Origin of the sequence: Fictibacillus norfolkensis, from assembly GCF_014836645.1 — a bacterium.
Taxonomy (GTDB): domain Bacteria; phylum Bacillota; class Bacilli; order Bacillales; family Fictibacillaceae; genus Fictibacillus; species Fictibacillus norfolkensis.
In genome coordinates, this window is sequence record NZ_JACSQM010000003.1 from 349630 (window position 1) to 374417 (window position 24788).

A 24788-nucleotide genomic window follows, 5' to 3' on the forward strand; every position below is an offset into this window, starting at 1 on the left:
TTTAGAATGAATATGTATTAGGTACTTTGTAAGCGTTCTCTATTTTCAGATGAATAAAAATACTCAAGTATGCAAGATTTCCGTGTTATGTTAAATACTGTGAAAAAAGTACGAATCGAATGGACGAAGAAATCATGCATATTAAACTACAAAAAAGCTTGTTTATACTAATCGGATTGTTTTTAACAGCGATTGGCATCAAATTATTAAACATACACACGTTAACGTTTGGCGGTACAGCAGGGATCGCTACACTTGTTTCATTCATGACGAATTGGACATGGGGCATTCTATTCCTAATTGTAAACTTACCCTTTTTTATTCTTTCGATTAAAAAACTGGGTTGGAATTTTTCACTTCTGACGTTTCTTTGCATCATACTCATCTCTGCCATCTCAGATCTAATGGATTATCTTATGCTTCCACTAATCACTCCGATCGCAGCTGCGATCGTTGCCGGAAGTCTGATAGGCATAGGTGTTAGTTTTGTATTAAATTCAGGAGCATCATTAGGTGGCATACACATTCTCGCTCTATACTTAGAACAAAAATCTAATATTAATCGAGGAATATCCTTGTTTGTTACAGATTTTATTATTGTCTCATCTGCTGTAGTCATGTTTGGATTTAAAAATGCATTAATATCAATCATCGCTATCACTGTCGCTTCGTTTTTAACGGGAAGATTAAAAAGCACGATCAAACCTTCAGAAGTCGAGTATCAACCTTCTGATTCAGAATCACTTCAAAACAGCTAAGAGCATTCTCCAACACGGGAGAATGCTCTTTTCATTTCTTTCAAACTTCATTTCGTTAACATATTAATTATTATGTTAACTTATTGTCTATCCATGTCATTTTCTGCGCTTGCTTAGGAAATAAAATGTTTTTTATTCGTAAAGATCATTTCGAATGGATGTATCTTCTTCATGCATGTCTTGCCTCTCAGTGGATTTCATCTGCCCTTTTAATGGCTTTATTTTTCCGATTAAAATTCCCAGCTCATTATAAACTCCGCTTTTTGAGTCATGTTTGCTATGTGAGGCCATATTTCCTAACTTCTTGATCTGCGCTATTTTATCTGGATCGGTGGTTATGGCTGCATTTCTACCATGTGCATTTCCCTTTAATCCGTTATAAACTGCTTTGCGCAGCTGATCGTTTTCTTCACCAGATGAAACAGGCTCATAAGGAACGATTCCAACTAGTGTATAAATACCGCTAACAATCACATAAGCCTTATCCACACCGTTTACTTTTTCCGCAAGCTGAACAAGATCTTTTGATTGATGAACTTCATCAGAATTTTCTACAACTAATGGTGAATCTATCTGTGTATTCGGTTTTCGTTCTGATGTATCATATTTTACTTGCTCAGTATCGAGGGTTTCATCACCCGAACCTGTTTTGCCTGAACACGCAGTGAAGAGGAGAACTGAAGATAGTACGAGCATTCCTGATTTCCACATATAATAACCATCCTTTTTTCCATAGTTTCCATTGGAGATTGTAGAAATATGCAAAAAAAAGACGCTTTGTTATAATGGGAAAAAGAGGTTATAGGAGGCAATTATGGAAGAATATCCACACTTACCCGAATATGCCGATTCATATATTGTTTACTTACAGAAAAAAGATCGAACCAAGAGCACGATCAAAAGGTATTATTATGATCTTTTAGATTTTTTTGCATGGGTCAGAGTGATGAAGGAGAATGATGATTTACATACTGTGCAACAATTAGATGCTCAGACGTTAAATGAATATTTCCTTTTTCTTTCCGAACAACGAGAATATCGAACCGCTACTACAAAGAGAGTTTTTACAGTTATAAAAAGTCTCTTTTCCTTCCTGCATGCTAATAGGAAGATTGCATCGAACCCTTTTTCTGAACTGGAGCAAACTCTTAGAGAAGACACTCAATTTAAGGATGAGGATTTTATTTCAGATGAGGAATATAAAATACTCTTTCAAACATTATCTTCCTATGAGGGGTTGACGGAGAAACAGCAAAAATATAGACATCTCTTGATCAAAAGGAATGAAGCGATTCTTTCACTTCTCTATCGCTATGGCATTACACTTCAGGAGATCACGAATATCGAAATGAAACATGTTCATTTCACACAATATGAATTAACCGTGATCAACAAAAAAGAAACAAGGCTGATCTCACTTGACGATGAGACACACCAACTATTATATCAATACAAAGAAGATATTCCTGAAAGCATACGGCCGAGAAATTATTCTTCTGATCGTTTTTTTATCGCGTTTGATTATCAAAGAGGAACGTTTCGGTTTGATTATGGAATGTATGAACCCAAACCTTTAACGGTTATCGCCATACAGAAGATGCTGAGGCAAGAGATCCGTCGCTCTGGCCTGAGAGAAGGAATCAGCTCCCAGCACTTAAGAAGAACAGCCATCCTAAATCTTTTAAGAGAAGGAAAAGCTGAGGAAGAGGTTCAATTATGGTTTGGATTAAAATCAAATCTTACTCTAAACCGCTATGAAGCCTATTTAGAAACAACTGAAATGAATAAGAGATAAACAGAAATAGACAAATATATGTGTACCATTTAAAAACTCCCTATCAACCTTAATTGAATAGGGAGAGTTTTTTTTATTCATTTGTATTTGCAGAAGACAAATCGACATTTCGGTGTGGGGTAAACGTTGAAATGGCATGCTTGTATATGAGGTGCTGTTTTCCTTCTGCCTCTAGTACAACAGTAAAGTTGTCAAACCCCTTCACTAAACCTTTAAGCTGAAATCCATTCAGCAGATATACGGTCACATAAATGTTTTCGCGACGTAACTGGTTTAAGTAATGATCCTGTAAATTGATTGATTGCTTCATGTGAACAGATCCTCCTCTTTGGGCATTACCCTTATACATTCTCGGAAATTTCTAATTTCCCTTCAACAAAGTGCTGAATTTCTTGAAATTTTTTGTGAAAGGAATCTTCGTCCATGCTAAACCATTCAACATCCATCTGATTGCGAAACCATGTGTATTGTCTTTTTGCATATCGCCTGGAGTCTCTTTTTAACAAAGTGATCGCTTCTTCTAAAGTACTTTCCCCTGAAAGATATGGAAAAAACTCTTTGTAGCCTATCGCTTTAGCGGCCAGACTGTTCGTTATGTCTTGTTCAAAAAGCATTCTTGCTTCGTTTATTACGCCTTGTTGAACCATAAGGTCCACTCTTTCGTTTATGCGTTTATATAAGTGCTCTCGATTCCTCGTTAACCCAACTAAAGCTAATTGGTAAAGAGATTCCTCATCGTCCACATTCTTTCCTTGTTCAGCAGAGGGGACATTCCCTGTCGTATAGTAGATTTCCAGCGCTCTGATAACCCGCTGTACATTGTTCGGATGAATCTCTTTCGCACGCTTTGGATCGACTTTGAGCAGTTCTGCATGCAAAGCCTCGGAACCTTCGACCTCTGACTTTCGTTGAAGCTCGTCTCGCATCTCACTATTTTGGCTTACTTCAGAGAATTCATAGTGATGAGTGACAGCTCTAACGTATAACCCCGTTCCACCTACAAGTATGGGAACCTTACCTCTTTGATTAATATCTGATATTCGTTCTCTCGCCAGCATCTGAAATTCAGCAACTGAAAATGATTCTGTTGGATCTTTAATATCGATTAAATAATGAGGGATGCCTTCTTTTTCTTCCTCACTAATCTTTGCAGTTCCGATGTCGAGTCCTCTATAGATCTGCATAGAATCGCCGCTTATGATCTCACCATCGATCGCTTTAGCAAGTTCGATACTGGTTTTTGTTTTTCCAACAGCCGTTGGGCCTACGATCACTACTAATTTTTCCTTCATCGTTTACTCCTACATCACTCTTTTGAACATCTTCTCAAGTTCATATGTTGATAGATGAATCGTTATCGGTCTTCCGTGTGGACATGTGTATGGATCTTCTGATGTTCTCAAAGATTCTAACAAAGCAAAAATTTCATCATTCCTTAGATGATGGTTAGCTTTAATCGAACCTTTACACGACATCATGATCGCTGCATCTTCTCTTAATTTTTCAATATCGATCCTTCTATAATCAAGTACCTGCTGGATGATATCAAGCATGATTTCTCTTTCATACTCTTTTGGAAACCATTGCGGGTGCTCTCTTACGATAAACGTATTCTGTCCAAACGTTTCTAAAAACAGACCCACTTCGCCGAGAGTCTCTAAGTGACTCTCTAAAAAGGCAGATTCACTTGCTGTAAATTCAAAGGTATAAGGGACTGCTAACAGTTGAGTTTCTCGATCCACTTGTCCTACTTTTTTTCTGAAATACTCATATTTAATGCGTTCTTGTGCAGCGTGTTGATCGATGAGATACAATCCGTTCTCATTTTGAGCAAGGATATAAGTTCCGTGCATCTGTCCGATCGGATACATAACCGGAATTTTGTCAACATGTGCCGAAAGAGGATATTGGCTCTCTTTCGTGATTGGTGTTTCATTCGTTTTGAGACACGGTAGTAAATCCACCAGAGGCTCATCCACCTCATCAACTTTCTTTGATGCATGTGAAGTCTCCCTTATTAGAGAAGAATCAACATCATTAGAAATCATACTGAAACGGTTATCACTTTGTGCTGTTTTTAAATCAGTTGTAGCAACAGGTTGAACGTCTTCGTTCTTTCTTTGGTGATCGAAGGAAAATGAAGGCTGTTCTTCTCGATCATTCTCTCTTTGTTCTTTTTTCTTAAACTGAACATCTGGGATCAACTTCTGATTTCTGATTACTTTTCTGAGCTCGGTTTCAACGAGCTGAACCAGTTCCGCTTCTTTACTCAACCTTGCTTCATGTTTTGACGGATGTACGTTAACATCAATAATTGTCGGATCCATCTTAACCGATAAGATAGCAATCGGAAAACGTCCGATCGGCAGGAATGTGTGATAAGCATTCTGTACAGCTTTTGAAAGTGCAAAGTTCTTAATATATCTAGCGTTCATAAAGAAGGACATATACTGACGGGACGCTCGGTTTATTTCAGGTTTTGCTATATAGCCTGTCACTTCATAATCTAATGAAGAAAAAGAGACTGAGATCATATTTTTGGCAGTTTGTATTCCATAAACAGATGCAATGATCTGCAGCAGGTTTCCGTTGCCAGAAGTGTGCAGAAGCTCTTTTCCGTTATGCTTTAAACGAAAAGAAACATCTGGGTTTGCAAGAGCAAGTCTGTTCACTAGATCACTGATCGTGCCTAGTTCTGTTTGAATAGTCTTCACATGCTTCAATCTGGCTGGTGTGTTATAGAATAAGTTACGAACAGTCAGATCAGTTCCTTTCCTGCTATTCGTCTGTTGCTGTTTAACGATTCTACCGTTCTCAATAAATAGATAAGCACCTGGTCCCTCGCCTGTTGATGATTTAAGTTCAACTTGAGAGACAGAAGAGATACTCGGTAATGCTTCCCCTCTAAAGCCCATGGTACGAATATGGATTAAATCTTGTTCACTTTTAATCTTACTTGTCGCATGGCGGTTAAAAGCGAGCACGCAATCTTCCGGCTCGATTCCATCCCCGTTATCTAGAACACGAATGAGTGATAACCCACCTTCTTCAACTTCGATCTCTATTCTCGTCGCGTTAGCATCGATTGAATTCTCGACAAGTTCTTTAACAACAGAGGCTGGGCGTTCTACAACTTCACCAGCAGCGATCTTATTGGATAGATGTTCATCTAGCTGTACAATTTTGCCCATTCGTCACGCCTCCTTTATCTCACTTTTTTTTGCAGTTTATATAGCGCGTTCATCGCATCAAGAGGAGTCATCTCTAATACATTTAAACTTCTTAACTCTTTGATCAACTCTTGCTCTTTATTGTCTCTTCTGTTCGTCGTCTCCTCTTTTTCAACAAAAAGACTCAACTGACTTTCTTGAAGAACTTCTTCTTTAGTAGCTGACACCTCTTGAATGGGAAGCGCCTCTCGTTTTTCTTGATTTTCATAGGTTTGTAAAATCGTTTTTGCTCTAGAAATCACTGGTTCTGGAAGTTCAGCAAGCTCAGCCACTTGTATACCAAAACTTTTATCTGCTTGTCCGTCAATGACTTTATGCAAAAATACAAGACTGCCATTCTCTTCAACTGCACTTACAAACACATTCTTTAGTGAGTGAAGAGACTCTTCTAAGACGGTAAGTTCATGATAATGAGTAGAGAAGAGTGTTTTGGCAGCTATCTCTTCATGAATAAATTCGATGATTGATTGCGCTAATGCCATACCATCATACGTGGAAGTTCCTCTGCCGATCTCATCTAGAAGGATCAAACTGTTTTCAGTAGCACTCGTTAGGGCAAAGTTCGTCTCTAGCATCTCGACCATGAACGTACTCTGTCCGCCCACTAGATCGTCAGCCGCTCCTATACGCGTGAAGATCTGATCAAACATTGGAAGTTCAGCACTCTCTGCTGGAACAAAACAACCAATCTGCATCATAACAGCCGTAAGTGCTAACTGGCGCATATACGTACTCTTACCAGCCATGTTTGGACCAGTAATAAGAAGCATATTTCTTTCGTTATTTAAAATAATATCGTTTGGCACATATTCTTGTGCATCCATCACTTTTTCAACAACAGGATGTCTGCCGTTCACAATATTTACGATTCCATCCTCTGAAACTGTCGGTCTAACATAACGATATTGCTCACTAATCGCTGCAAAAGATTGCATAACATCAAGTTCAGAAATGGCAGACGCAAGTTCTTGCAGTCCAGGGATAAACTGCTTTACATACTCTCTTACTTCCAAAAAGAGTGTATATTCTAATCCTGAGATCTTCTCTTCCGCTTCTAAAATAATTCTTTCTTTCTCTTTCAGTTCTGGTGTAACATATCTTTCAGCATTCGCGAGCGTCTGTTTTCTCTCATAACGATCTGGTACTTGCGAAAGATTAGATTTTGTTACCTCGATATAGTAACCAAAGATCTTGTTAAAACCAATCTTAAGGGACTTAATCCCTGAAGCTGCTTTTTCTTGCTGCTCGAGAGAAGCAATCCATGCTTTACCGTTGCTGCTCGCATCTTTATATTGATCAAGCTGCTCATTGTAACCTGCTTTGATGAGTCCACCCTCTTTAATATGGATAGGTGCATCATCATGAATGGCAGAATCTAAATAGTCTGCGAGTGTTTTATGTTCATTCATCTTCGCATGAAGCTCGAGTGCATATTTCCCTTCAATACTCTTGATCTTTTCTTTTAAGACCGGAACACTGAACAGAGATCTTTTCAATTGTACAAGATCTCTTGGACTAGCGTTTCCATAAGATATTTTAGCTATCAACCGTTCCATATCATAAACAGACTTCAATTGTTCTTTGATCTCTTCACGAGTAAAGAATTCTCCGATTAATTTTTCGACGAGCTGCAGCCGCTTCTCGATCGTTTCTTTTACGAACAAAGGCTCTTCGACCCATTGTTTAAGCTTTCGAGCACCCATTGCTGTCATCGTGGCATCTAACAGCCATAATAGTGAACCTTTTTTACCTTTTGCTCGTATGGATTCTGTTAATTCTAAGTTGCGTTTTGAAAACGCATCAAGCTTCATCCTTTTATCGTTCTGCTGAAATTCCACCGCTTTTATATGGTTAAAAGATCGCTTCTGCGTATGAGTTAGATAGTGGAACAACCGTCCGATAGATCGTAATAAAACAGGATCAGAGATCGTCTGAACAAGATGATCAAACTGACTGTCTACAGAACTCTCTTCCTGAATTGAAACCGAAGCTTGTCCTGTCTGAGTAACTGTGTTCGTCCAAGCATCGTACAATTCTTTGTTACCAACAATCTCTTTTACACCGTGACTTAAGAGTAATTGTATGAACGATAACTGATTTCCTTCATATGTATATCCCTTCAACTCACCTGTAGAAAGATCACAAAGAACGTATCCATAAGAATCATTTTCTTTTTCTATCGATACAAGAAAATTGTTTTCTCTATCATGAAGAAGATGGTCATCAATAACCGTTCCTGGCGTTATAATCTGGATGACTTCACGTTTCACTACCCCAACAGATAGTTTAGGATCTTCTACTTGTTCACAGATTGCTACTTTATGTCCATTCTCAACTAATGTTTTTATATAACCCGATGACGAATGATAAGGTATTCCACACATCGGAATTCGATCTTGAGAGCCGCCATCTCTGCTTGTCAGTGTGATCTCAAGGATTTGAGATGCTCGAACAGCATCTTCAAAAAACATTTCATAAAAATCTCCTAGACGGAAAAATAAAAAGGCATCCTGATGAGCTGCCTTGATTGATAAATATTGTTGTATCATTGGAGTATATTGAGCCATAATTTCACCTTTTTCATAACATTTCAATGTCGCTATTATAACATAATTCAAAGCATCTATCGTTTTCTCTGCATGAAAAAAACGGGAAGCTCTCTCCCGTTTATTATTCTTCCAAATCACCTATTAAAAAGTTCGGATCCAGGTCTTCAAAATTCTCATCTTCCACATCATATTCCCAATCTCTTGTCTGTTCATCATCAAAACCGTCCGGGTTCACATACACACAAACTTTTGTTTCCCCTATAATTTCACAAACGAACTCTCTTTCTACTTGAACGATAACTTTATTTCCGTTCGGAGAGATCGTCGCTTCTAACGTATTAGGCTCTTGAAGAGCACGGCACGTAACTTCATATTGATTGCCTAAAGCATTCTTATCTCTAACACTAAGATCCACTTTGTCTACAAAATGGATGGTCTCTGTTACGACTTCGGTACGAGTATTATCATTGTATGAATACCACACGTTGATATCATAGCTTCCTTCTACATCTACTGCTTCACCATTCCGCTTCGGTTTATATGCATGGTTGATGATCCAGCATCCTAAAATGCTGCTCGGACGATGACTCGGTGCAATGGTATGCGTTGCCTGAGAAAATTTTCTTCCTTTGCCGCAGACCGCTTTTGTGATGATCTCTCTGTAAGTCAACTCTTGTTCTACGCGTCTTGACATACATGAATCCCTCCTCTACCAATCTCCATACAGTATATGCTGGGCGGATGCCTATTGTGTCTTCATTTATTAGAAACACAATTAGTCTAAGTATATGGGCGTTTGTTGTCCAATGTTCTCAAAATATTATTGGTGAACGGTACGTGAAATTATTTTCACGATTTTTGTTGCTTTTGCAAGTGGATGATTATCCCTCTAGGATGCTCGCTTTACGGGGTATGGGAGTTTAAAGCGTACTGCGGAATTTGTCGAGGTTTGTAGACTCGTGGATAAATGGGGAAAACTTTTGGATTGAGAGCCAAATCTCGTGGATAAACAGCAGAAACTTTTGGATTGCATACCAAATTTTCTGGATTGAAGGATCCTGATACCTCTATGGGTATGTGCGAAACACCTAATAAACTGGAATTAATCTCAAATGAAAACACGATGTCTCAAAAGACATCGTGCTTTTTGTTTAGTGACAGCCGCAGCCGCCTGGAGAACACCCTTCTTGAGAGCCTGTTGTTCCTTTTAAAAGGTCTCCGCCGGTTGATTCTATGATTTCATCTGTAACTTTGTTTGAGATTGTATGTGAAACCATCTGTAAGATATCATTCACATCACTTTGAGATTGTTTGAACTCTTGAACAACTGGAATGCTATCAAGCTCAGCCATCAGAGCATCGATCTTTTCTTCTACTTCTCTTGATGCTTCATGTTTTTGATAATGTTGAAGATTAACAGCTTGTTTTTGTAGATTCTTAATCTGTCCCATCAATCTTGCTACATTTGAATTCGTATTGATCTGAGCTTCTGCTTTTTTAAAAAAATCAACTTCATCCGTTGTAGCGATCATTTTCGCAAGTTCTTTTGCTTTTCCCAAGATTTCTTCTTTTGTATATGTGCTCATTAGCCTACCACCTCTGATTTTTCTTCTACCCATTCGCCGCCAAGGTTCCATGTTTTCGCATCGGTAATCTGAACTTTGACAATTTCTCCTATTAAGTGCTTAGGAGCTTTAAAGTTTACTACTTTGTTGGAACCCGTGTGACCTGTTAGTACATCAGGATTCTTTTTACTTTCTCCTTCAACTAGCACTTCCACAACTTTACCAACATATGCTTTGTTCTTTTCTAACGAAATATCATTTAGCATAGCGTTCAGTCTCTGTAGTCGTTCTCGTTTCACTTCCATCGGAACATTATCTTGCATCTTTGCAGCAGGAGTGCCTTCACGAGGTGAATAGATAAACGTGTAAGCAGCATCATACTGCACTTCTTTAACAAGAGATAACGTTTCTTGGAACTGTTCTTCCGTCTCGTTCGGAAACCCAACAATTATATCCGTAGTTAATGCAACATTCGGCATCACTGCTTTTATCTTGTTTACAAGCTCTATATAATGCTCACGTGTGTATTTACGAGCCATTAACTTGAGTACATCGCTGTTTCCGTGTTGAACAGGCAGATGAACATGATCTACGATGTTTCCACCTTTAGCGAGAACTTCGATCAATCGGTTATCAAAATCTCGAGGGTGACTTGTCGTGAAACGAAGTCTAGGAATATCAATCTTACGGATCTCATCCATTAGATCACCTAGGCCATACTCCAGATCTTCGAAATCTTTGCCGTATGCATTCACATTCTGACCAAGAAGGGTGACTTCCTTATAGCCTTCTCTCGCAAGCTGCCTTACTTCTTCGATAATATCTTGCGGATAACGGCTTCGTTCTTTTCCTCGTGTGTAAGGAACAATGCAATATGTACAGAATTTGTCGCAGCCATACATAATGTTGACCCAGCCTTTAACGTTCCCTTTACGCTTTCTAGGAAGGTTCTCAACGATATCTCCTTCTTTAGACCAAACTTCAACTACCATCTCTTTTGAGAATAACGCGTTCTCAATAATTTGAGGCAGACGATGTATGTTATGAGTTCCAAAGATCATATCAACTTGAGGGTATGTGGAAAGTATACGGTTAACGACAGATTCTTCTTGTGACATGCATCCGCAGACCCCTAGCAGAAGATTAGGGTTGTTCGCTTTCGTATGTTTTAAATGTCCCAGTTCGCCAAACACTTTGTTCTCTGCATTTTCTCGAATGGCACATGTATTCAGAAGGATCACGTCGGCATCCTCTGTAGAATATGTGGTTTCATAACCCATCTCATTCAGAATTCCTGCCATAACTTCTGTATCATGCTCGTTCATCTGACAACCATACGTACGAATATAAAACTTTTTGCCAACACCAATATTCTTTAGATTTTCCGGAATCGAAAAATCTTTTAATATTTGAACTTGTTCTTTACCACGCTTTTTCGCGTCTTTTAAAGAAGGCGGTGCATACGAAGATTGAAAATATTGTGAGTAGTCTCTTTCTTTATTATTCGTCTTTATTTCTTGATTGTCTTTCGTAGTATCCAAGACATCTTCACTCCTTACTGCCCTTACTGCTAGGTCATCCGTTCAACGTAAGTCTAGTATTTCATCCAACTGTAACATTATATCAAAAATTGGATTATAGTTAAACTTGTAATCGGTTTAGTTTACATAATAATATTATGGTCCTGCACAACAAAAAAATTGACCTTAAAAGCTTACTAGTGCGCCTTTAAAGTCAACTTTATAAGTAACTAAATGATATTTAATTCTTTCCCGGCTTTTTCAAATGCATCTAATGCCGCTTGGAGCTCTTCTCTCGTATGCTGAGCGGTTACGATTGTACGTACGCGAGCTTTTCCTTTAGCTACTGTTGGGAATGCGATACCTTGTGCGAATACACCATATTTTAATAACGTATCTGATAGTTTATGCGCAAGCGCGTCATCACCCACAAGTACTGGTGTGATAGGTGTCTCACTAACTCCTGTATTAAACCCTAGTTCTTTTAATCCCGCTTTAAAAAACTTCGTATTCTCCCAAAGTCTTTCCATGTGTTCTGGCTCTTCTTCTAAAACGTCGATCGCTACAGAACTCGCTGCGATTACGGCAGGCGGATGCGATGTGCTGAACAAGAACGGACGGCCTTTATGAATCAGATAGTCTCTTAACGTTTGCGTGCTTGCAATGTAACCACCAAGTACGCCAATAGCTTTACTTAACGTTCCTACTTGAATATGAACGCGGCCGTTCAAGTTAAAATGATCGATCGTACCGCGGCCATTCGTACCCAATACTCCACTCGCGTGTGCGTCGTCTACCATTACGAGGGCATCGTACTTTTCAGCCAGTTCAACGATTCCAGGAAGAGGCGCAATGTTACCGTCCATTGAGAAAACACCGTCTGTTACGACGATTCTTTTTCTGAATTCTTGTGTCTCTTTTAACGCCGCTTCTAAATCTTCTAGATCAACGTGTTTGTAGATTCTTCTTTTCGCTTTCGTTAAACGAATACCATCAATGATCGATGCATGGTTTAACTCATCTGAAATAACAACATCTTGATCTGTAAGAATGGCAGAAAGAATTCCTTGGTTCGTTGAAAAACCAGATTGGAAGACCAGACATGCTTCTGTGTGCTTGAATTCAGCAAGTTTTTTTTCAAATTCTTCATGCATGGATAGAGTTCCAGCAATCGTACGCACAGAACCTGTACCCACTCCAAATTCTTCAACAGCTTTTAGAGCTGCTTCCTTCATCTTCGGATGACTCGTAAGACCTAAGTAGTTGTTGGAAGAAAGCTGGATCACTTCTTTTCCATTGATCACAACTTTTGATCCTTGCTCTGATTCTAGCGGTACAAGCTTTCTGAACGTACCTTCTTCTTTCATATGGTCTAATTCTTCTTGCAGGTATTCAAAACCTTTCATCACGATGTATTGCTCCTTTCGATTTTAAGGAATAAGAACTACTTTTCCACAATTTCCTTTTATCATGAGATCAAAGCCTTCTTCAAACTTTTCTAGTGGAAGTGTATGAGTAATGATCGTTTCAGGATGCATGCTTCCTGACTGTAAAAGTCCTGAAACCTGTTGCCATGTTTCATACATTTTTCTTCCCGTAATTCCTTGAACAGTAACACCCTTAAATACTACATCGTTCGTTAAGTCGATCTCAACAGGTTTAACAGGCAGACTTAAGATTGAAACACGACCACCGTTTGTGATCATCTTAAATCCTTGGTCAATCGCAACTGGATGACCGCTCATCTCACAAACAACATCCACACCATTTCCATCCGTTAAATTCATCACTGTATCAACTGGATCGGTGGATTTAGGGTTGATCACTTCTGTAGCCCCTACTTTTTTAGCAAGATCTAAACGATAATCGTTCAGATCGATAGCGATTACCTGACTTGCACCTGCTGCTTTCGCAACATTAACAGCCATAACACCGATCGGGCCGCATCCGATGACAGCCACCGTTTTACCAGCAACATCACCAGCTAACACAGTATGAACAGCATTTCCCATCGGCTCTTGAATCGATCCATGCTCAAACGGCATCTTAGGATCATTTTTCCAGATGTTCTCTGATGGCATTGCTACATACTCTGCAAAACACCCTTGAGTATCAACACCGATGATCTTAGTGTTCTTACAGATGTGGAACTGCCCTTTTAGACATTGTGGACAAGAATGACAAACTATATGTGTTTCAGCTGATACATGATCTCCAACAGAGACATTTGTAACAGCGCTTCCAACTTTTTCAACAACTCCTGAAAACTCATGTCCGAACACGTATGGCGTTTTCACACGACTCTGTGACCATTCATCCCATGTGTAAATATGGACATCTGTTCCACAGATCGAAGTCGCTTTAACTTTGATCAATACTTCACTTTCATTAATTTCAGGAATATCTACTGTTTCTAATCTAGCTCCATAACCCGCATGATGCTTAACTATTGCTTTCATTTTTCCTTGCACAGAAACACCCCTCACTGTAAACCTTAATAATCAATTCCATCAATAATTGTACATGGATTGAACAACAAGGTAAAGAGCTGTGTCCATCCCACACGGACATTCGCGGGTACCAAAAAAAATTTAAAGAATTTTTTTCTTGAGAGCTTTTTTCGTACATATTGGTGCACACCAAATGGAATTGATTTCCGCTCCAGTTCGGTCGCTTCAATCAACTTTCATAAGAAGAAAAGATAGTCATGCATGCAGCTGTATTTCAGAAAAAGACTATAAAAAATCCCCTCTCCAAATTTTAAGGAGAAGGGCTGTTTCTTACATAAATTCTGACATCAATTGATTGAACTTTTCTTCAGGTAAGTTCAGATCAACTTTTGCAAGTGCTTCTTTGCTGTATCCATGCGCAAGATCTTGATAAGAAGGTTTTACCTTATCTTGATAGATGATGCCTTTTACAAGACCTTTGTTTTCCATAAGTGTTTGCATAGCCATCATACGGTTTGAAGAATCATAGTCTTCGATCGTGCTTAAAGATACGAGATGCTCTTTAAACCAGTCATATGTGTTCACTTTGTTGTATGTCACACATGGAGAGAATACATTGATCAATGAGAAGCCTTTATGGTTGATACCAGCCTCGATGATGGAAGTCAACTCTTTTAGATCAGTTGAAAAACTTTGAGCCACAAACGTAGCTCCAGCCGTTAAAGCGAGTTCCATAACTCCGATCGCTGACTCTACAGATCCTTCTGGCGTACTCTTCGTTTTAAAACCAACATCAGATCGAGGTGATGTTTGTCCTTTTGTTAGACCATAAATCTGGTTGTCCATAACAATATAAGTAATATCGATGTTTCGTCTGATCGCATGAACAGTATGACCCATTCCGATCGCGAAACCATCTCCATCACCACCTGATGCGATAACAGTCAGATCACGGTTTGCCATCTTAACACCTTGTGCGATCGGCAGCGAACGGCCATGGATCCCATGGAAACCATAAGATTTGATATATCCTGAGATACGTCCTGAACAGCCGATTCCTGATACTACAGCTAGATTATCTGGTTCTAAACCTACATTTGCAGCTGCTCTTTGAATAGCTGCCTGTACTGAAAAATCTCCACATCCTGGACACCAGTTCGGTTTGATGCTGTTACGAAAATCTTTAAATGTAGCCATATTAAACCAGCTCCTTGCATTTCATGACAACTTCTGATGGCAAGAAAGGATTCCCATCATATTTTAATAAGTTCTTAATCTTCTCATGCTGTCCAACATTCATCTTTAAGATGTTCGCCAGCTGTCCTGTCGCGTTGTTCTCGACTACGATTACGTTCTTCGCTTTGTCGATCATCGATCTCATCTCATCGGCAGGGAACGGATGGATCAAACGAATATGAGCATGATTGACTTTTAAGCCATCTGCTTCTAAACGAGGGATCGCTTCTTCGATCACTCCTCTTGTTGAATTGAACCCAACTAAAAGAATATCAGCTTCTTCATGAGGAGCTTGTTTAACAACTGGTACGTTAAAACGCAGGTTTTGCAGCTTACGCAGTCTTTTATCCATCTGCTTTTGACGATTTGCTGCCACTTCTGAAGGCTTTCCTGTCTCATCATGCTCAACACCCGTGACATGGTGGATACCATTCTTCATACCCGGGATTACGCGAGGAGAAATGCCGTCTTCAGTTACTTCATAACGCTTAAAGTACCCATCTTTATCGTCTGTATCTGGAAGCTCTTCTTTTGGATCAAGCTTTCCACGTCGAATCTCAACGCGGCTATAATCTAATGGCTCAACTGATTGCTTCCCTAGAGAAAGTTGAAGATCTGTAAGTAAGATAACAGGAATCTGATATTCTTCTGCAATATTTAAAGCTTCAACAGCATCATAGAATGCTTCTTCAACCGTACTTGGTGCCATAACCACTTTTGGAATCTCACCATGAGTACCATAGATCATCGCCATCAAATCAGATTGCTCTTGTTTTGTAGGCAGTCCCGTGGATGGACCTCCACGCTGTGTGTCTACAACAACTAAAGGAACTTCAGTCATCCCAGATAGACCTAATGCTTCCATCATTAATGATAGACCTGGTCCTGCTGATGATGTAATCGTACGAACACCTGCATAGTTCGCTCCGATCGCCATCGTACAAGCAGCGATCTCATCTTCTGTCTGAATAACCGTACCGCCAAACTCTGGCAATTTTTTGATCAAGTATTCCATGATCTCAGATGCAGGCGTGATCGGATAAGCGGACATGAAACGTACGCCTCCTGCCACGAATCCTAAAGCGATTGCATCGTTTCCAATCATGAACATTCTCTTTTTGCCGTCCGCTTTATTTAATTGAAATCCATCGATCTGGCCACCAGATAATTCATTGAAACGGTCTGCGCCTTTTTGGATAGCTTCCATATTTTTTTCTACTACTTTCGCTCCTTTACGAGCAAAAATCTCTTCTACAACTTCTAAATAGCTTTCTACAGGAAGACCCAAAACAGCGCTAGTCGCTCCGATTGCTACCATATTTTTCATAAGAGATGTGCCAAGTTCACTTGCAATCTCTGTAAATGGTACCGAATATAATCTAACATTAAGGTCCTCTGGAACAGTAGGATTGAATTTTGAATCTCCAATCACGACTCCTCCATCACGAAGCTCATGTACGTTTACATCGATCGTTTCTTGATCGAATGCTATTAAAATATCAAGATCATCAGAGATCGAACGGGTTTCACTCGTGCTTACACGAATCTTATTGTTGGTATGACCGCCTTTAATTCTGGAAGAAAAGTGTCGATAGCTATACAGATAGTAGCCTTGGCGGTTAAGTGCCATCGCAAAAATTTCACCTGTACTATCAATTCCTTCACCTTGCTGTCCGCCAACTTTCCAAGAAAGTTGATCAATCATGTACTCCACCCTTTCAGTAACCCAAACGTTAATTTTTTCAATCAATAGTTTGATTTAGTATGGTTTCATGTTGTGTTGAACGCGCATTATCACGTTTACTAAAATTATGTACTAAACGTCTACAATTCTAGACTTAACTTCATAAAAATGCAAGTATCCGCCTAGCAAAATTCATACTATTACAAAAAATGTAAACTAAAGAAAGCGCTTTAAAATGCTTGGTACTCTCTTAGAATTCTATATATGTTTCCGCATTTCCTTCTCTTATTCTTCGCATACCTACTAAAAAGAAACTAAGTCTACAAAACTAAAAACCTGCTTGCTCTTTTTGGTGAGCAAACAGGTTTCACTTTAATTAGCGCGGTTCAACAATTAATTTAATGGCCGTTCGTTCTTCCCCATCAATTAAGATATCTGTAAATGCTGGAATACAAATGAGGTCAACTCCGCTCGGTGCTACGAAACCTCTTGCGATAGCTACTGCTTTAACAGCTTGGTTTAATGCACCTGCTCCGATTGCCTGAATTTCAGCGCCTCCACGTTCCCGGAGAACACCAGCGAGGGCACCAGCTACAGAGTTGGGGTTGGATTTTGCTGAAACTTTTAATATTTCCATTGTTTTGAACCTCCTTCAGGATAGATACCTGTTCTACTATATTCATTGATTAAGGCTTGTATTCCTGCCGAAACAAAATTGTGCATTCTCTCTCTATTATGCTGATTTGTTAAAGCAGCTGCCCTATGAATAAACCCCGGTATTCTAGTACCCTTAACAAAGTTCTTTCAAACCATAATGTGGTTTTTCCGGAAAAAAACTATTATTGATCTACTACTAAAACACCTGTTTCTGCGAATCATCTCTTCTAATACCTTTGTTCAAAAAACATCATGCCTCTTACTAGTTTAAGACATTTCCCCATATAAAAAAGCGGTAGGATTGACCTCCTACCGCTTTGTTTGTTTATTTTGCGTATTCAACTGCTCGAGTCTCACGAATGACTGTCACTTTAATGTGACCTGGATAATCCAGTTCACTTTCAATCTTTTTCGTAATATCACGTGCTAGTCGGTATGATGCTACATCATCAATCATATCCGGTTTAACCATAATACGTATCTCACGGCCTGCTTGGATCGCAAAAGATTTTTCAACACCATCAAATGATTCTGAAATCTCTTCTAACTTTTCAAGTCTGCGGATATACGTTTCAAGTGTTTCACGGCGAGCTCCTGGTCTTGCAGCAGAAAGTGCATCTGCTGCTGCAACTAGAGTTGCAATGATTGAAGTTGCTTCAGTGTCTCCGTGGTGAGATGCAATGCTGTTGATTACTACTGGGTGTTCTTTGTACTTCGTAGCAAGTTCAACACCAATATCGACGTGACTGCCCTCTACTTCATGATCGATTGCTTTACCGATATCATGAAGCAATCCAGCTCGTCTAGCAAGGTGTACATCTTCCCCTACTTCAGCTGCCATCAATCCAGCTAAGTAAGCCACTTCTGTTGAATGTTTTAGTACGTTTTGACCGTAGCTTGTACGATACTTCAAACGTCCAAGAATCTTGATCAAATCAGGATGAAGTCCGTGAACACCAACTTCAAATGTTGTTTGTTCTCCTACTTCGCGGATATACTCATCCACTTCTCTGCGTGATTTTTCAACCATCTCTTCAATTCGTGCAGGGTGAATTCTTCCATCCTGTACAAGCTTGTCCAAAGCCATACGTGCAATTTCACGGCGGATCGGATCAAAACCTGACAGAATAACGGCTTCTGGAGTATCATCAATAATTAAGTCGATTCCAGTTAACGTTTCTAACGTCCTGATGTTTCGCCCTTCACGTCCAATAATTCTTCCTTTCATTTCATCGTTAGGAAGGTTTACTACAGAAACTGTAGTTTCTGCTACGTGATCGGCTGCACAGCGTTGGATAGCTAGGGAAAGAATTTCTTTTGCTTTCTTGTCCGCTTCTTCTTTCGCACGGATCTCCATCTCTTTTACCATCATCGCCAACTCATGTGTCATCTCGTTCTCAGTTTCCGTCATGATAATTTGGCGAGCTTCATCCCTGGTAATGCTGGAAATGCGCTCAAGCTCTCGCTGTTGTTCTACTAGCAATTCCTCCACTTTGCTTTCAATCTCTTCAATTTGTCGCTGTTTTTTGGTGAGAGATTCCTCACGTCGTTCTAAAGATTCCTCTTTTTTGTCAAGAGTTTCACTTTTTCTGTCAAGGATCTCTTCTTTTTGAACCAATCGATGTTCTTGTTTTTGAAGCTCGTTTCGACGTTCGCGAATTTCGCGTTCAGCTTCGGTACGTAGCTTATGGATTTCATCTTTTGCTTCTAACAGCGCTTCTTTCTTGCTGGCGTCAGCATCGCGCTTTGCATCTTCAACAATTTGCGCAGCTGCTCGTTCTGCGCTTGAAATCTTCGCTTCAGCAATTGATTTCCTAACAAGATATCCGACAATAGCACCGACACCTAGTGAGACAAGCAAACTGGAGATGAATACTGCTAAACTTGGCATATTCCCACCTCCTCTTGCTTTCTGCTTTTCATACTGCATTTTTGGCGTCAATCGTCTTACATGTGCTGTGCACCATTCATGTCGTACAAATTCTATACATATCTTTTAATTTCATAAGAAATCAAAATATATCTTCATTTTATAGGTGTGCCAAAGGCTTGTCAAGAGAGTCAATCTTCTATAATAATTGCTTGACCTAAAAATAGCAAGGAGCATATTTTGCCTGTCATATCCGTTATTTTGAAAACTTGTTATGGCATACACCGTTGCTTTAAAAAGGAGTTAATTTCGTTCCAATTGTTCGCTTTCTGCGGAGCTAGAGGTGAGCCGCATATTATCTTTCTAGCTTCCTACCTGTCTTTGCCAAGTCTCATACCTTGCACTCCAATCAACTGTCACAGAGGAAACTAAATCTGAGGTTTCAAAACAACAAAATTTTGAAAAAAACAAAAAAGACCGGTCGTACTGACCAGTCTTCACGATTACTATTCTGTTAACTCAAATTCTTCTTTCACGGCAGGAGCTTCCACTTCAGCAGTTGCTTTACCCTCTAGCTGATAATAGTTGCGGATTTCTGCAACTATTGCTGATGCAATCTCAGGGTTTTCTTTTAGGAATTGCTTTGAGTTCTCACGACCTTGACCTAAACGTTCGCCTTCGTAAGAATACCAAGCACCACTCTTTTGAACGATGTCAATGTCCGAACCGATATCCAGAATCTCACCTTGATACGAGATGCCTTCTCCGTACATGATATCAACTTCAGCCGTTCTAAAAGGAGGAGCTACTTTATTTTTTACGACTTTAATTTTTGTTTTATTACCAACAACATCTTGTCCTTGCTTCAGCTGTTCAGCACGACGTACTTCTAGACGAACGGATGAATAGAATTTTAAAGCTCTTCCCCCTGGTGTTGTTTCAGGATTTCCGAACATAACGCCAACTTTTTCACGAATTTGGTTGATGAATACTGCGATGGTTTTCGATTTATTGATGGCACCTGAAAGTTTACGCAGTGCTTGAGACATTAGACGAGCTTGGAGACCAACGTGAGAGTCACCCATTTCCCCTTCGATCTCAGCTTTAGGAACAAGGGCAGCAACGGAGTCGATGACCAAAATATCTACCGCTCCACTTCTTACAAGAGCTTCAGCGATCTCTAGCGCTTGTTCACCTGTATCTGGCTGAGACAATAAGAGTTCATCAATATTAACGCCTAGCTTTTGGGCATATTCAGGGTCTAGTGCATGCTCAGCATCGATGAATGCAGCTTGTCCACCATTACGTTGTACTTCTGCAATAGCATGAAGTGCAACGGTTGTTTTACCTGATGATTCAGGACCATATACTTCGATAATTCTTCCGCGAGGATAACCACCGATTCCAAGTGCGATGTCCAAAGTGATCGATCCACTGGAAACTGTTGAGATTCGCTGATCCGTTTGTTCACCCAATTTCATGATGGAACCTTTACCGAACTGCTTTTCAATTTGGCGTAGAGCCATATCTAGAGCCGCTTTTCTATCGCTCATTCAATTCACTCCTCGAATTCATTTTACATGTATTTTTGTTTCATTAATTCTGTTACTTGCTACTTCTCTATCATATCTCTTTTTTGTTCATTTGCCAATCATTTTACGAACATTTATTCGATTTTTTTATTGTCCTTCTTTGACCAATTGATTTAAAAACCGAAATCCATGCTTAACTGCTCTTTCACGAATCCCTTTTCTTGAGCCTGCAAGTTTTATGGCGTAGGAATACGTTTGATCATGTATGGATATGCCGATAAATACTGTACCAGCAGGCTTGTCTTCCTGTGCATCAGGACCGGCAACACCAGTAAAGCTGATTCCGATATCAGACTTTGTCTGCTTTTTAATTTCCTCTGCCATCCATTCTGCACATTGCGAGCTGACAACACCATGATCTGTGATCAAAGTTTGAGGTACTTTAAGCATCGATTGTTTTAATGCGCTTGAATAAACGACGGCTCCTCCTAGATACACAGAAGATGCACCAGGAAAATCAGTGATGATCTTGCTGAATAATCCTCCTGTCAAGCTCTCTGCCGAAGCGATGGTCAGCTTATTATCTCGAAGAAGATCGAAAGTCTGACTCTCTAGCGTTTCGTCATCATAACCATAAAAATAGGAACCTGTTCGGCTTAGAACTTCTTGTTCTACTTCATCCAGCAGTCTTTTTGCCTCAGTTTCTGAATGGTGCGATGCAGTAAGCCGAATCGTAACCTCATGTTCAGATGCTAGAGGCGCAATCGTAGGGTTGCTTTGTTTCTCGATTAAATCCTGAAGCTTTGTTTCTAAGACCGATTCCCCAATCCCAAAAAATTTTAATACTCGCGAATGAAACTTTGTCTGCACATCCATTTTAGAATAAAGAAAAGGAATTACATAGTTGTTGAACATCGGTCTCATCTCGCTAGGTGGTCCAGGGAGGAGTATACACGTGTTGTTACCTTGAGTAAAAGCCATTCCGGGTGCCATACCGTTATCGTTTGGCAGTACGGCAGACCCTTCAATAATGAGAGCTTGCTTCTTATTGTTCGGTGTCATCTCTCGATTGGTTTGAACAAAATAATTGGTTATATACTCTAAAGCAGCTTCATCATGGACCAATTCCTTTTGAAATAGTTTTGCGATCGTTTCCTTCGTCAGGTCGTCTTTTGTTGGTCCAAGACCTCCCGTAAAGATGAGCAGATCCGATCTTGATCTGGCTGTTTGAATAACTGATGAGAGGCGGTTCTCGTTATCGCCTGCTACTGAGTGATAAAAAACGTTCACACCGATGTCAGCAAGCTCTTTTGAAATAAACTGAGCATTCGTGTTTGCGATCTGTCCTAATAAAAGTTCACTGCCAACTGCTATGATTTCTGCGTTCAACTCATACACGCTCCCTGATTGTATTCTCTGATTTCATATCATTCAAACTTATATATGCTAAGAAACGCTATCATTTCTTCACGATTTCTGCATTTTCACCTACAGCTAACAAAAAAACAGGAGTTTTCTGCTCCTGTTTTTTCTTCATTCTAGATTACTTTGATTTTAATAAAATATGTTTGCTGTTCACGAAATACTCCCAGCCAGAATATAAGGTAATCAGTGTTGCTGCCCAAAGACTGATCGTTGCAAAAGGAAGTCCGATCCATGCAAATGGCAGATTGTGAAGCAATAGAGCTGAAATCGCAATAATTTGTATCCACATCTTTAGTTTACCCATCTGTCCTGCTGCAATGACTTCGCCTTCTGCAGAAGCAACAGCACGGATTCCTGTAACAGCGAACTCTCGGCTTAGAATAACGATAACCATCCATGCAGGTGCAGCTCCAAGTTCAACTAATCCTACAAGTGCAGCTGAAACGAGCAGCTTGTCAGCTAATGGGTCCAAAAATTTCCCTAAATTCGTAACTAAGTTATATTTGCGCGCATAATAGCCGTCGACCCAATCTGTGCTAGATGCAAAGATGAAGATCAGCGCTGCTACAAAATGAGTGACAGGCAATTCTTCACCCGCTATCTTCCATACTCCCCAATCAAAATCGCCCAAAAGAACAATCATAAAGAGTGGAATTAAAAAAATCCTAGAAATGGTAATCTTATTAGGTAAGTTCAATGCAATTCCTCCAAAATACGGTCAAAATCAATTTTGTATTAACTATTGTTGAGCCTTACGAATCACGATTTTTTGATGGATCAGTTCAGTAGCTGGAACTGGATATGTGAATGCTTCCCCATTAATTTTAATAGATGTTACATGAGACGCGCCAATATTTAGTGTTACCTCTTTAGCAGAAGAAAGGTCGAAGGTTTCTGTTTGACCCTCTTTCATCTGATTATCAAAATAGCTTTTCGTAGTCTCATCTTGGATTCCTACATAACTAGGCCCTTTTGCACTTAGTTCCACAACCAGTTTATCCGTATCTTTCAGATCATAAGTTGTTACTTTTCCGATCGTTTCAAGTTTCGTTAACGTTTGTTGTTTCTCTTCTTCTTTTGGAGCTTCAGATTTTTCTTCTTTTTCTTCAGAAACATCTTCTTTTTCTTTCTTTGTTCCTTCTTTTTTCTGCGGTTTGTTCTCATCTTCATCCAAAAGAACACCTGGTGAATCATTGCCGCTTTTCGCTTGATCATTTCCATCAGGAAGGAGCTTCCATACGACAAAGAGGATAACCACGATCAAAACTCCAATAAGTATGATCGGTATCAACCTTTTTAAAAGAGAATGATCTTCTGATACTCCCGACCGCTCTCTTTTTGAACGCGGTTCGAACTCTGTTGTTGGTTCTTTTGCCGATTTTGGTATCTCATGAGAATATTCATCAAAAATGGTCTCATAATGCAAACCTACAGCTTCACAATAATTTTTAATGAACGCTCGAGCATAAAACGATCCTGGAAGTACTTCATACTTTCCTTCTTCAATGGCTACAAGATATCTTTTTTGAATCTTAGTAGCTGTTTGAAGTTCCTCAAGTGACATTCCTTTTTCTTCGCGTTTTTCTTTTAATAACTTACCGAGTTCTGTCAACCTTCCCACCTACTTACGTCATTCTAAATTTCCGAATCCTGTTTGATCTTGTTTCAGAGCTTCATATGTAATTTCTTCATCACGATGACTCTTTAGCTCGATAATGTAGTCAAAATCATCAAGTGTATATTCCGTTTGCTGAACAAAAAGATCAGGATGTTCCACAACTTTCGCTGCAGGAAGCCTCATGATCTCTCGTATGAGCTGCCAATGTTTATCGTTCATATTTCGTGCTGAAACCGCACCATCGATAATAAAAACATGGTCAGAATCGTATTCATCATCCGCAAGCATGCTTCTAACAGTCTGGCGCAATAATGTGGATGAAATAAAGACCCACCGTTTATTTGCACAAACACTGGATGCTACGATACTTTCCGTTTTCCCAACACGAGGCATGCCTCTAACGCCGATTAATTTATGTCCTTCAACTTTATATAATTCAGCTAAAAAGTCAACTAATATCCCAAGTTCATCTCTTATAAAACGAAACGTTTTCTTATCATCCGCATCACGTTCAATATATCTGCCGTGTCTTACAGCGAGACGATCACGAAGCTTCGGTTTTCTAAACTTGGTTACTGTAATATTGTCCATTGAATCTAAAATCGATTGAAGCCGGTTGATCTTTTCTTCGTTATCAATAATCAGAAGCATTCCACGTCGCTCGTTATCAACACCGTTAATCGTGACGATATTAATTCCAAGCATACCCAATAAGGAAGATATATCCCCTAGGAGACCCGGCCGGTTTTTATGTATCTCATACTCTAAATACCATTCTTGCTCTCCCATAATTCATCTCCTTATTCTTTCAAAATGAAACAAAATTCTACATCTATTCTTGTTTCTAATAATAAATGATTTCAATTTATTATGAAAGCAAAATAAAAGGATGTTAAGAA

The 24788-nt window shown here is 39.5% G+C and carries 21 protein-coding genes; 2 read left to right on the top strand and 19 right to left on the bottom strand.

From position 1 onward, the window contains the following. Nucleotides 1–134 precede the first annotated feature (134 nt). A complete protein-coding gene (locus H9648_RS09065) occupies nucleotides 135–758 on the top strand; it encodes a YitT family protein (RefSeq protein WP_191753561.1) in 624 nt (207 codons plus the stop codon). A gap of 132 nt (nucleotides 759–890) precedes the next feature. Here the strand turns inward: H9648_RS09065 and H9648_RS09070 are convergent, their stop codons facing one another. Beyond that, nucleotides 891–1469, bottom strand: coding sequence for a YhcN/YlaJ family sporulation lipoprotein (locus H9648_RS09070; protein WP_191753562.1), 579 nt, complete (start codon nucleotides 1467–1469; stop codon nucleotides 891–893). A 103-nt stretch (nucleotides 1470–1572) separates the two neighbouring features. Here H9648_RS09070 and H9648_RS09075 point away from each other — a divergent pair, with 103 nt between their 5' ends. Further along, nucleotides 1573–2553, top strand: coding sequence for a tyrosine-type recombinase/integrase (locus H9648_RS09075; protein ID WP_191753563.1), 981 nt, complete (start codon nucleotides 1573–1575; stop codon nucleotides 2551–2553). 73 nt (nucleotides 2554–2626) lie between these two features. Here H9648_RS09075 and hfq read toward each other — a convergent pair whose 3' ends face one another. From hfq to H9648_RS09165, 18 genes are all read right to left on the bottom strand, one after another. Next, nucleotides 2627–2863 carry an RNA chaperone Hfq gene (gene hfq, locus H9648_RS09080; RefSeq protein WP_066393852.1) on the bottom strand — a complete coding sequence of 79 codons (237 nt, stop codon included), beginning with the start codon at nucleotides 2861–2863 and terminating at the stop codon, nucleotides 2627–2629. A 31-nt stretch (nucleotides 2864–2894) separates the two neighbouring features. After that, nucleotides 2895–3845 carry a tRNA (adenosine(37)-N6)-dimethylallyltransferase MiaA gene (gene miaA / locus H9648_RS09085; RefSeq protein ID WP_191753564.1) on the bottom strand — a complete coding sequence of 317 codons (951 nt, stop codon included), beginning with the start codon at nucleotides 3843–3845 and terminating at the stop codon, nucleotides 2895–2897. 9 nt (nucleotides 3846–3854) lie between these two features. Continuing rightward, a complete protein-coding gene (gene mutL / locus H9648_RS09090) occupies nucleotides 3855–5744 on the bottom strand; it encodes a DNA mismatch repair endonuclease MutL (protein WP_191753565.1) in 1890 nt (629 codons plus the stop codon). Nucleotides 5745–5758: 14 nt separating this feature from the next. Then, entirely contained in the window at nucleotides 5759–8350 is a 2592-nt protein-coding gene (gene mutS, locus H9648_RS09095) for a DNA mismatch repair protein MutS (protein WP_191753566.1), read from the bottom strand. 103 nt (nucleotides 8351–8453) lie between these two features. After that, the gene (cotE, locus tag H9648_RS09100; protein WP_137789601.1) at nucleotides 8454–9026 is read right to left on the bottom strand and encodes an outer spore coat protein CotE; all 573 of its coding nucleotides are present in this window, start codon (nucleotides 9024–9026) and stop codon (nucleotides 8454–8456) included. Between the two features lie 457 nt (nucleotides 9027–9483). After that, the gene (locus H9648_RS09105; RefSeq protein WP_066393841.1) at nucleotides 9484–9918 is read right to left on the bottom strand and encodes a YlbF/YmcA family competence regulator; all 435 of its coding nucleotides are present in this window, start codon (nucleotides 9916–9918) and stop codon (nucleotides 9484–9486) included. Then, nucleotides 9918–11438 carry a tRNA (N6-isopentenyl adenosine(37)-C2)-methylthiotransferase MiaB gene (miaB, locus tag H9648_RS09110; protein WP_191753567.1) on the bottom strand — a complete coding sequence of 507 codons (1521 nt, stop codon included), beginning with the start codon at nucleotides 11436–11438 and terminating at the stop codon, nucleotides 9918–9920. The genes H9648_RS09105 and miaB overlap by 1 nt, the downstream gene beginning before the upstream one ends. Nucleotides 11439–11647: 209 nt before the next feature. Next, nucleotides 11648–12823, bottom strand: coding sequence for a glycine C-acetyltransferase (locus tag H9648_RS09115; protein ID WP_191753738.1), 1176 nt, complete (start codon nucleotides 12821–12823; stop codon nucleotides 11648–11650). A 24-nt stretch (nucleotides 12824–12847) separates the two neighbouring features. After that, complete coding sequence (gene tdh, locus H9648_RS09120; RefSeq protein ID WP_318243507.1) at nucleotides 12848–13888, bottom strand: L-threonine 3-dehydrogenase; 1041 nt, start codon at nucleotides 13886–13888, stop codon at nucleotides 12848–12850. Between the two features lie 309 nt (nucleotides 13889–14197). After that, on the bottom strand, nucleotides 14198–15064 hold the full coding sequence (locus tag H9648_RS09125; RefSeq protein ID WP_137789604.1) for a 2-oxoacid:ferredoxin oxidoreductase subunit beta: 867 nt from the start codon (nucleotides 15062–15064) through the stop codon (nucleotides 14198–14200). Between the two features lies 1 nt (nucleotide 15065). After that, nucleotides 15066–16808 carry a 2-oxoacid:acceptor oxidoreductase subunit alpha gene (locus H9648_RS09130; protein ID WP_191753568.1) on the bottom strand — a complete coding sequence of 581 codons (1743 nt, stop codon included), beginning with the start codon at nucleotides 16806–16808 and terminating at the stop codon, nucleotides 15066–15068. 355 nt (nucleotides 16809–17163) lie between these two features. Beyond that, nucleotides 17164–17424, bottom strand: a complete 261-nt coding sequence (gene spoVS, locus H9648_RS09135) for a stage V sporulation protein SpoVS (protein WP_010193268.1) — start codon at nucleotides 17422–17424, stop codon at nucleotides 17164–17166. A gap of 345 nt (nucleotides 17425–17769) precedes the next feature. Continuing rightward, nucleotides 17770–19335: a ribonuclease Y gene (gene rny / locus H9648_RS09140; protein ID WP_191753569.1), complete on the bottom strand. Its 1566-nt coding sequence runs from the start codon at nucleotides 19333–19335 to the stop codon at nucleotides 17770–17772. Nucleotides 19336–19820: 485 nt separating this feature from the next. After that, on the bottom strand, nucleotides 19821–20867 hold the full coding sequence (gene recA / locus H9648_RS09145; RefSeq protein ID WP_191753570.1) for a recombinase RecA: 1047 nt from the start codon (nucleotides 20865–20867) through the stop codon (nucleotides 19821–19823). A 126-nt stretch (nucleotides 20868–20993) separates the two neighbouring features. Further along, nucleotides 20994–22235, bottom strand: coding sequence for a competence/damage-inducible protein A (locus H9648_RS09150; protein ID WP_191753571.1), 1242 nt, complete (start codon nucleotides 22233–22235; stop codon nucleotides 20994–20996). 154 nt (nucleotides 22236–22389) lie between these two features. Next, complete coding sequence (pgsA, locus tag H9648_RS09155) at nucleotides 22390–22968, bottom strand: CDP-diacylglycerol--glycerol-3-phosphate 3-phosphatidyltransferase (RefSeq protein WP_066393829.1); 579 nt, start codon at nucleotides 22966–22968, stop codon at nucleotides 22390–22392. Nucleotides 22969–23010: 42 nt separating this feature from the next. Beyond that, nucleotides 23011–23883: a helix-turn-helix domain-containing protein gene (locus H9648_RS09160; RefSeq protein WP_191753572.1), complete on the bottom strand. Its 873-nt coding sequence runs from the start codon at nucleotides 23881–23883 to the stop codon at nucleotides 23011–23013. Nucleotides 23884–23901: 18 nt separating this feature from the next. Then, nucleotides 23902–24678 carry a DUF3388 domain-containing protein gene (locus H9648_RS09165; RefSeq protein WP_066393823.1) on the bottom strand — a complete coding sequence of 259 codons (777 nt, stop codon included), beginning with the start codon at nucleotides 24676–24678 and terminating at the stop codon, nucleotides 23902–23904. Between the last annotated feature and the right edge of the window lie 110 nt (nucleotides 24679–24788).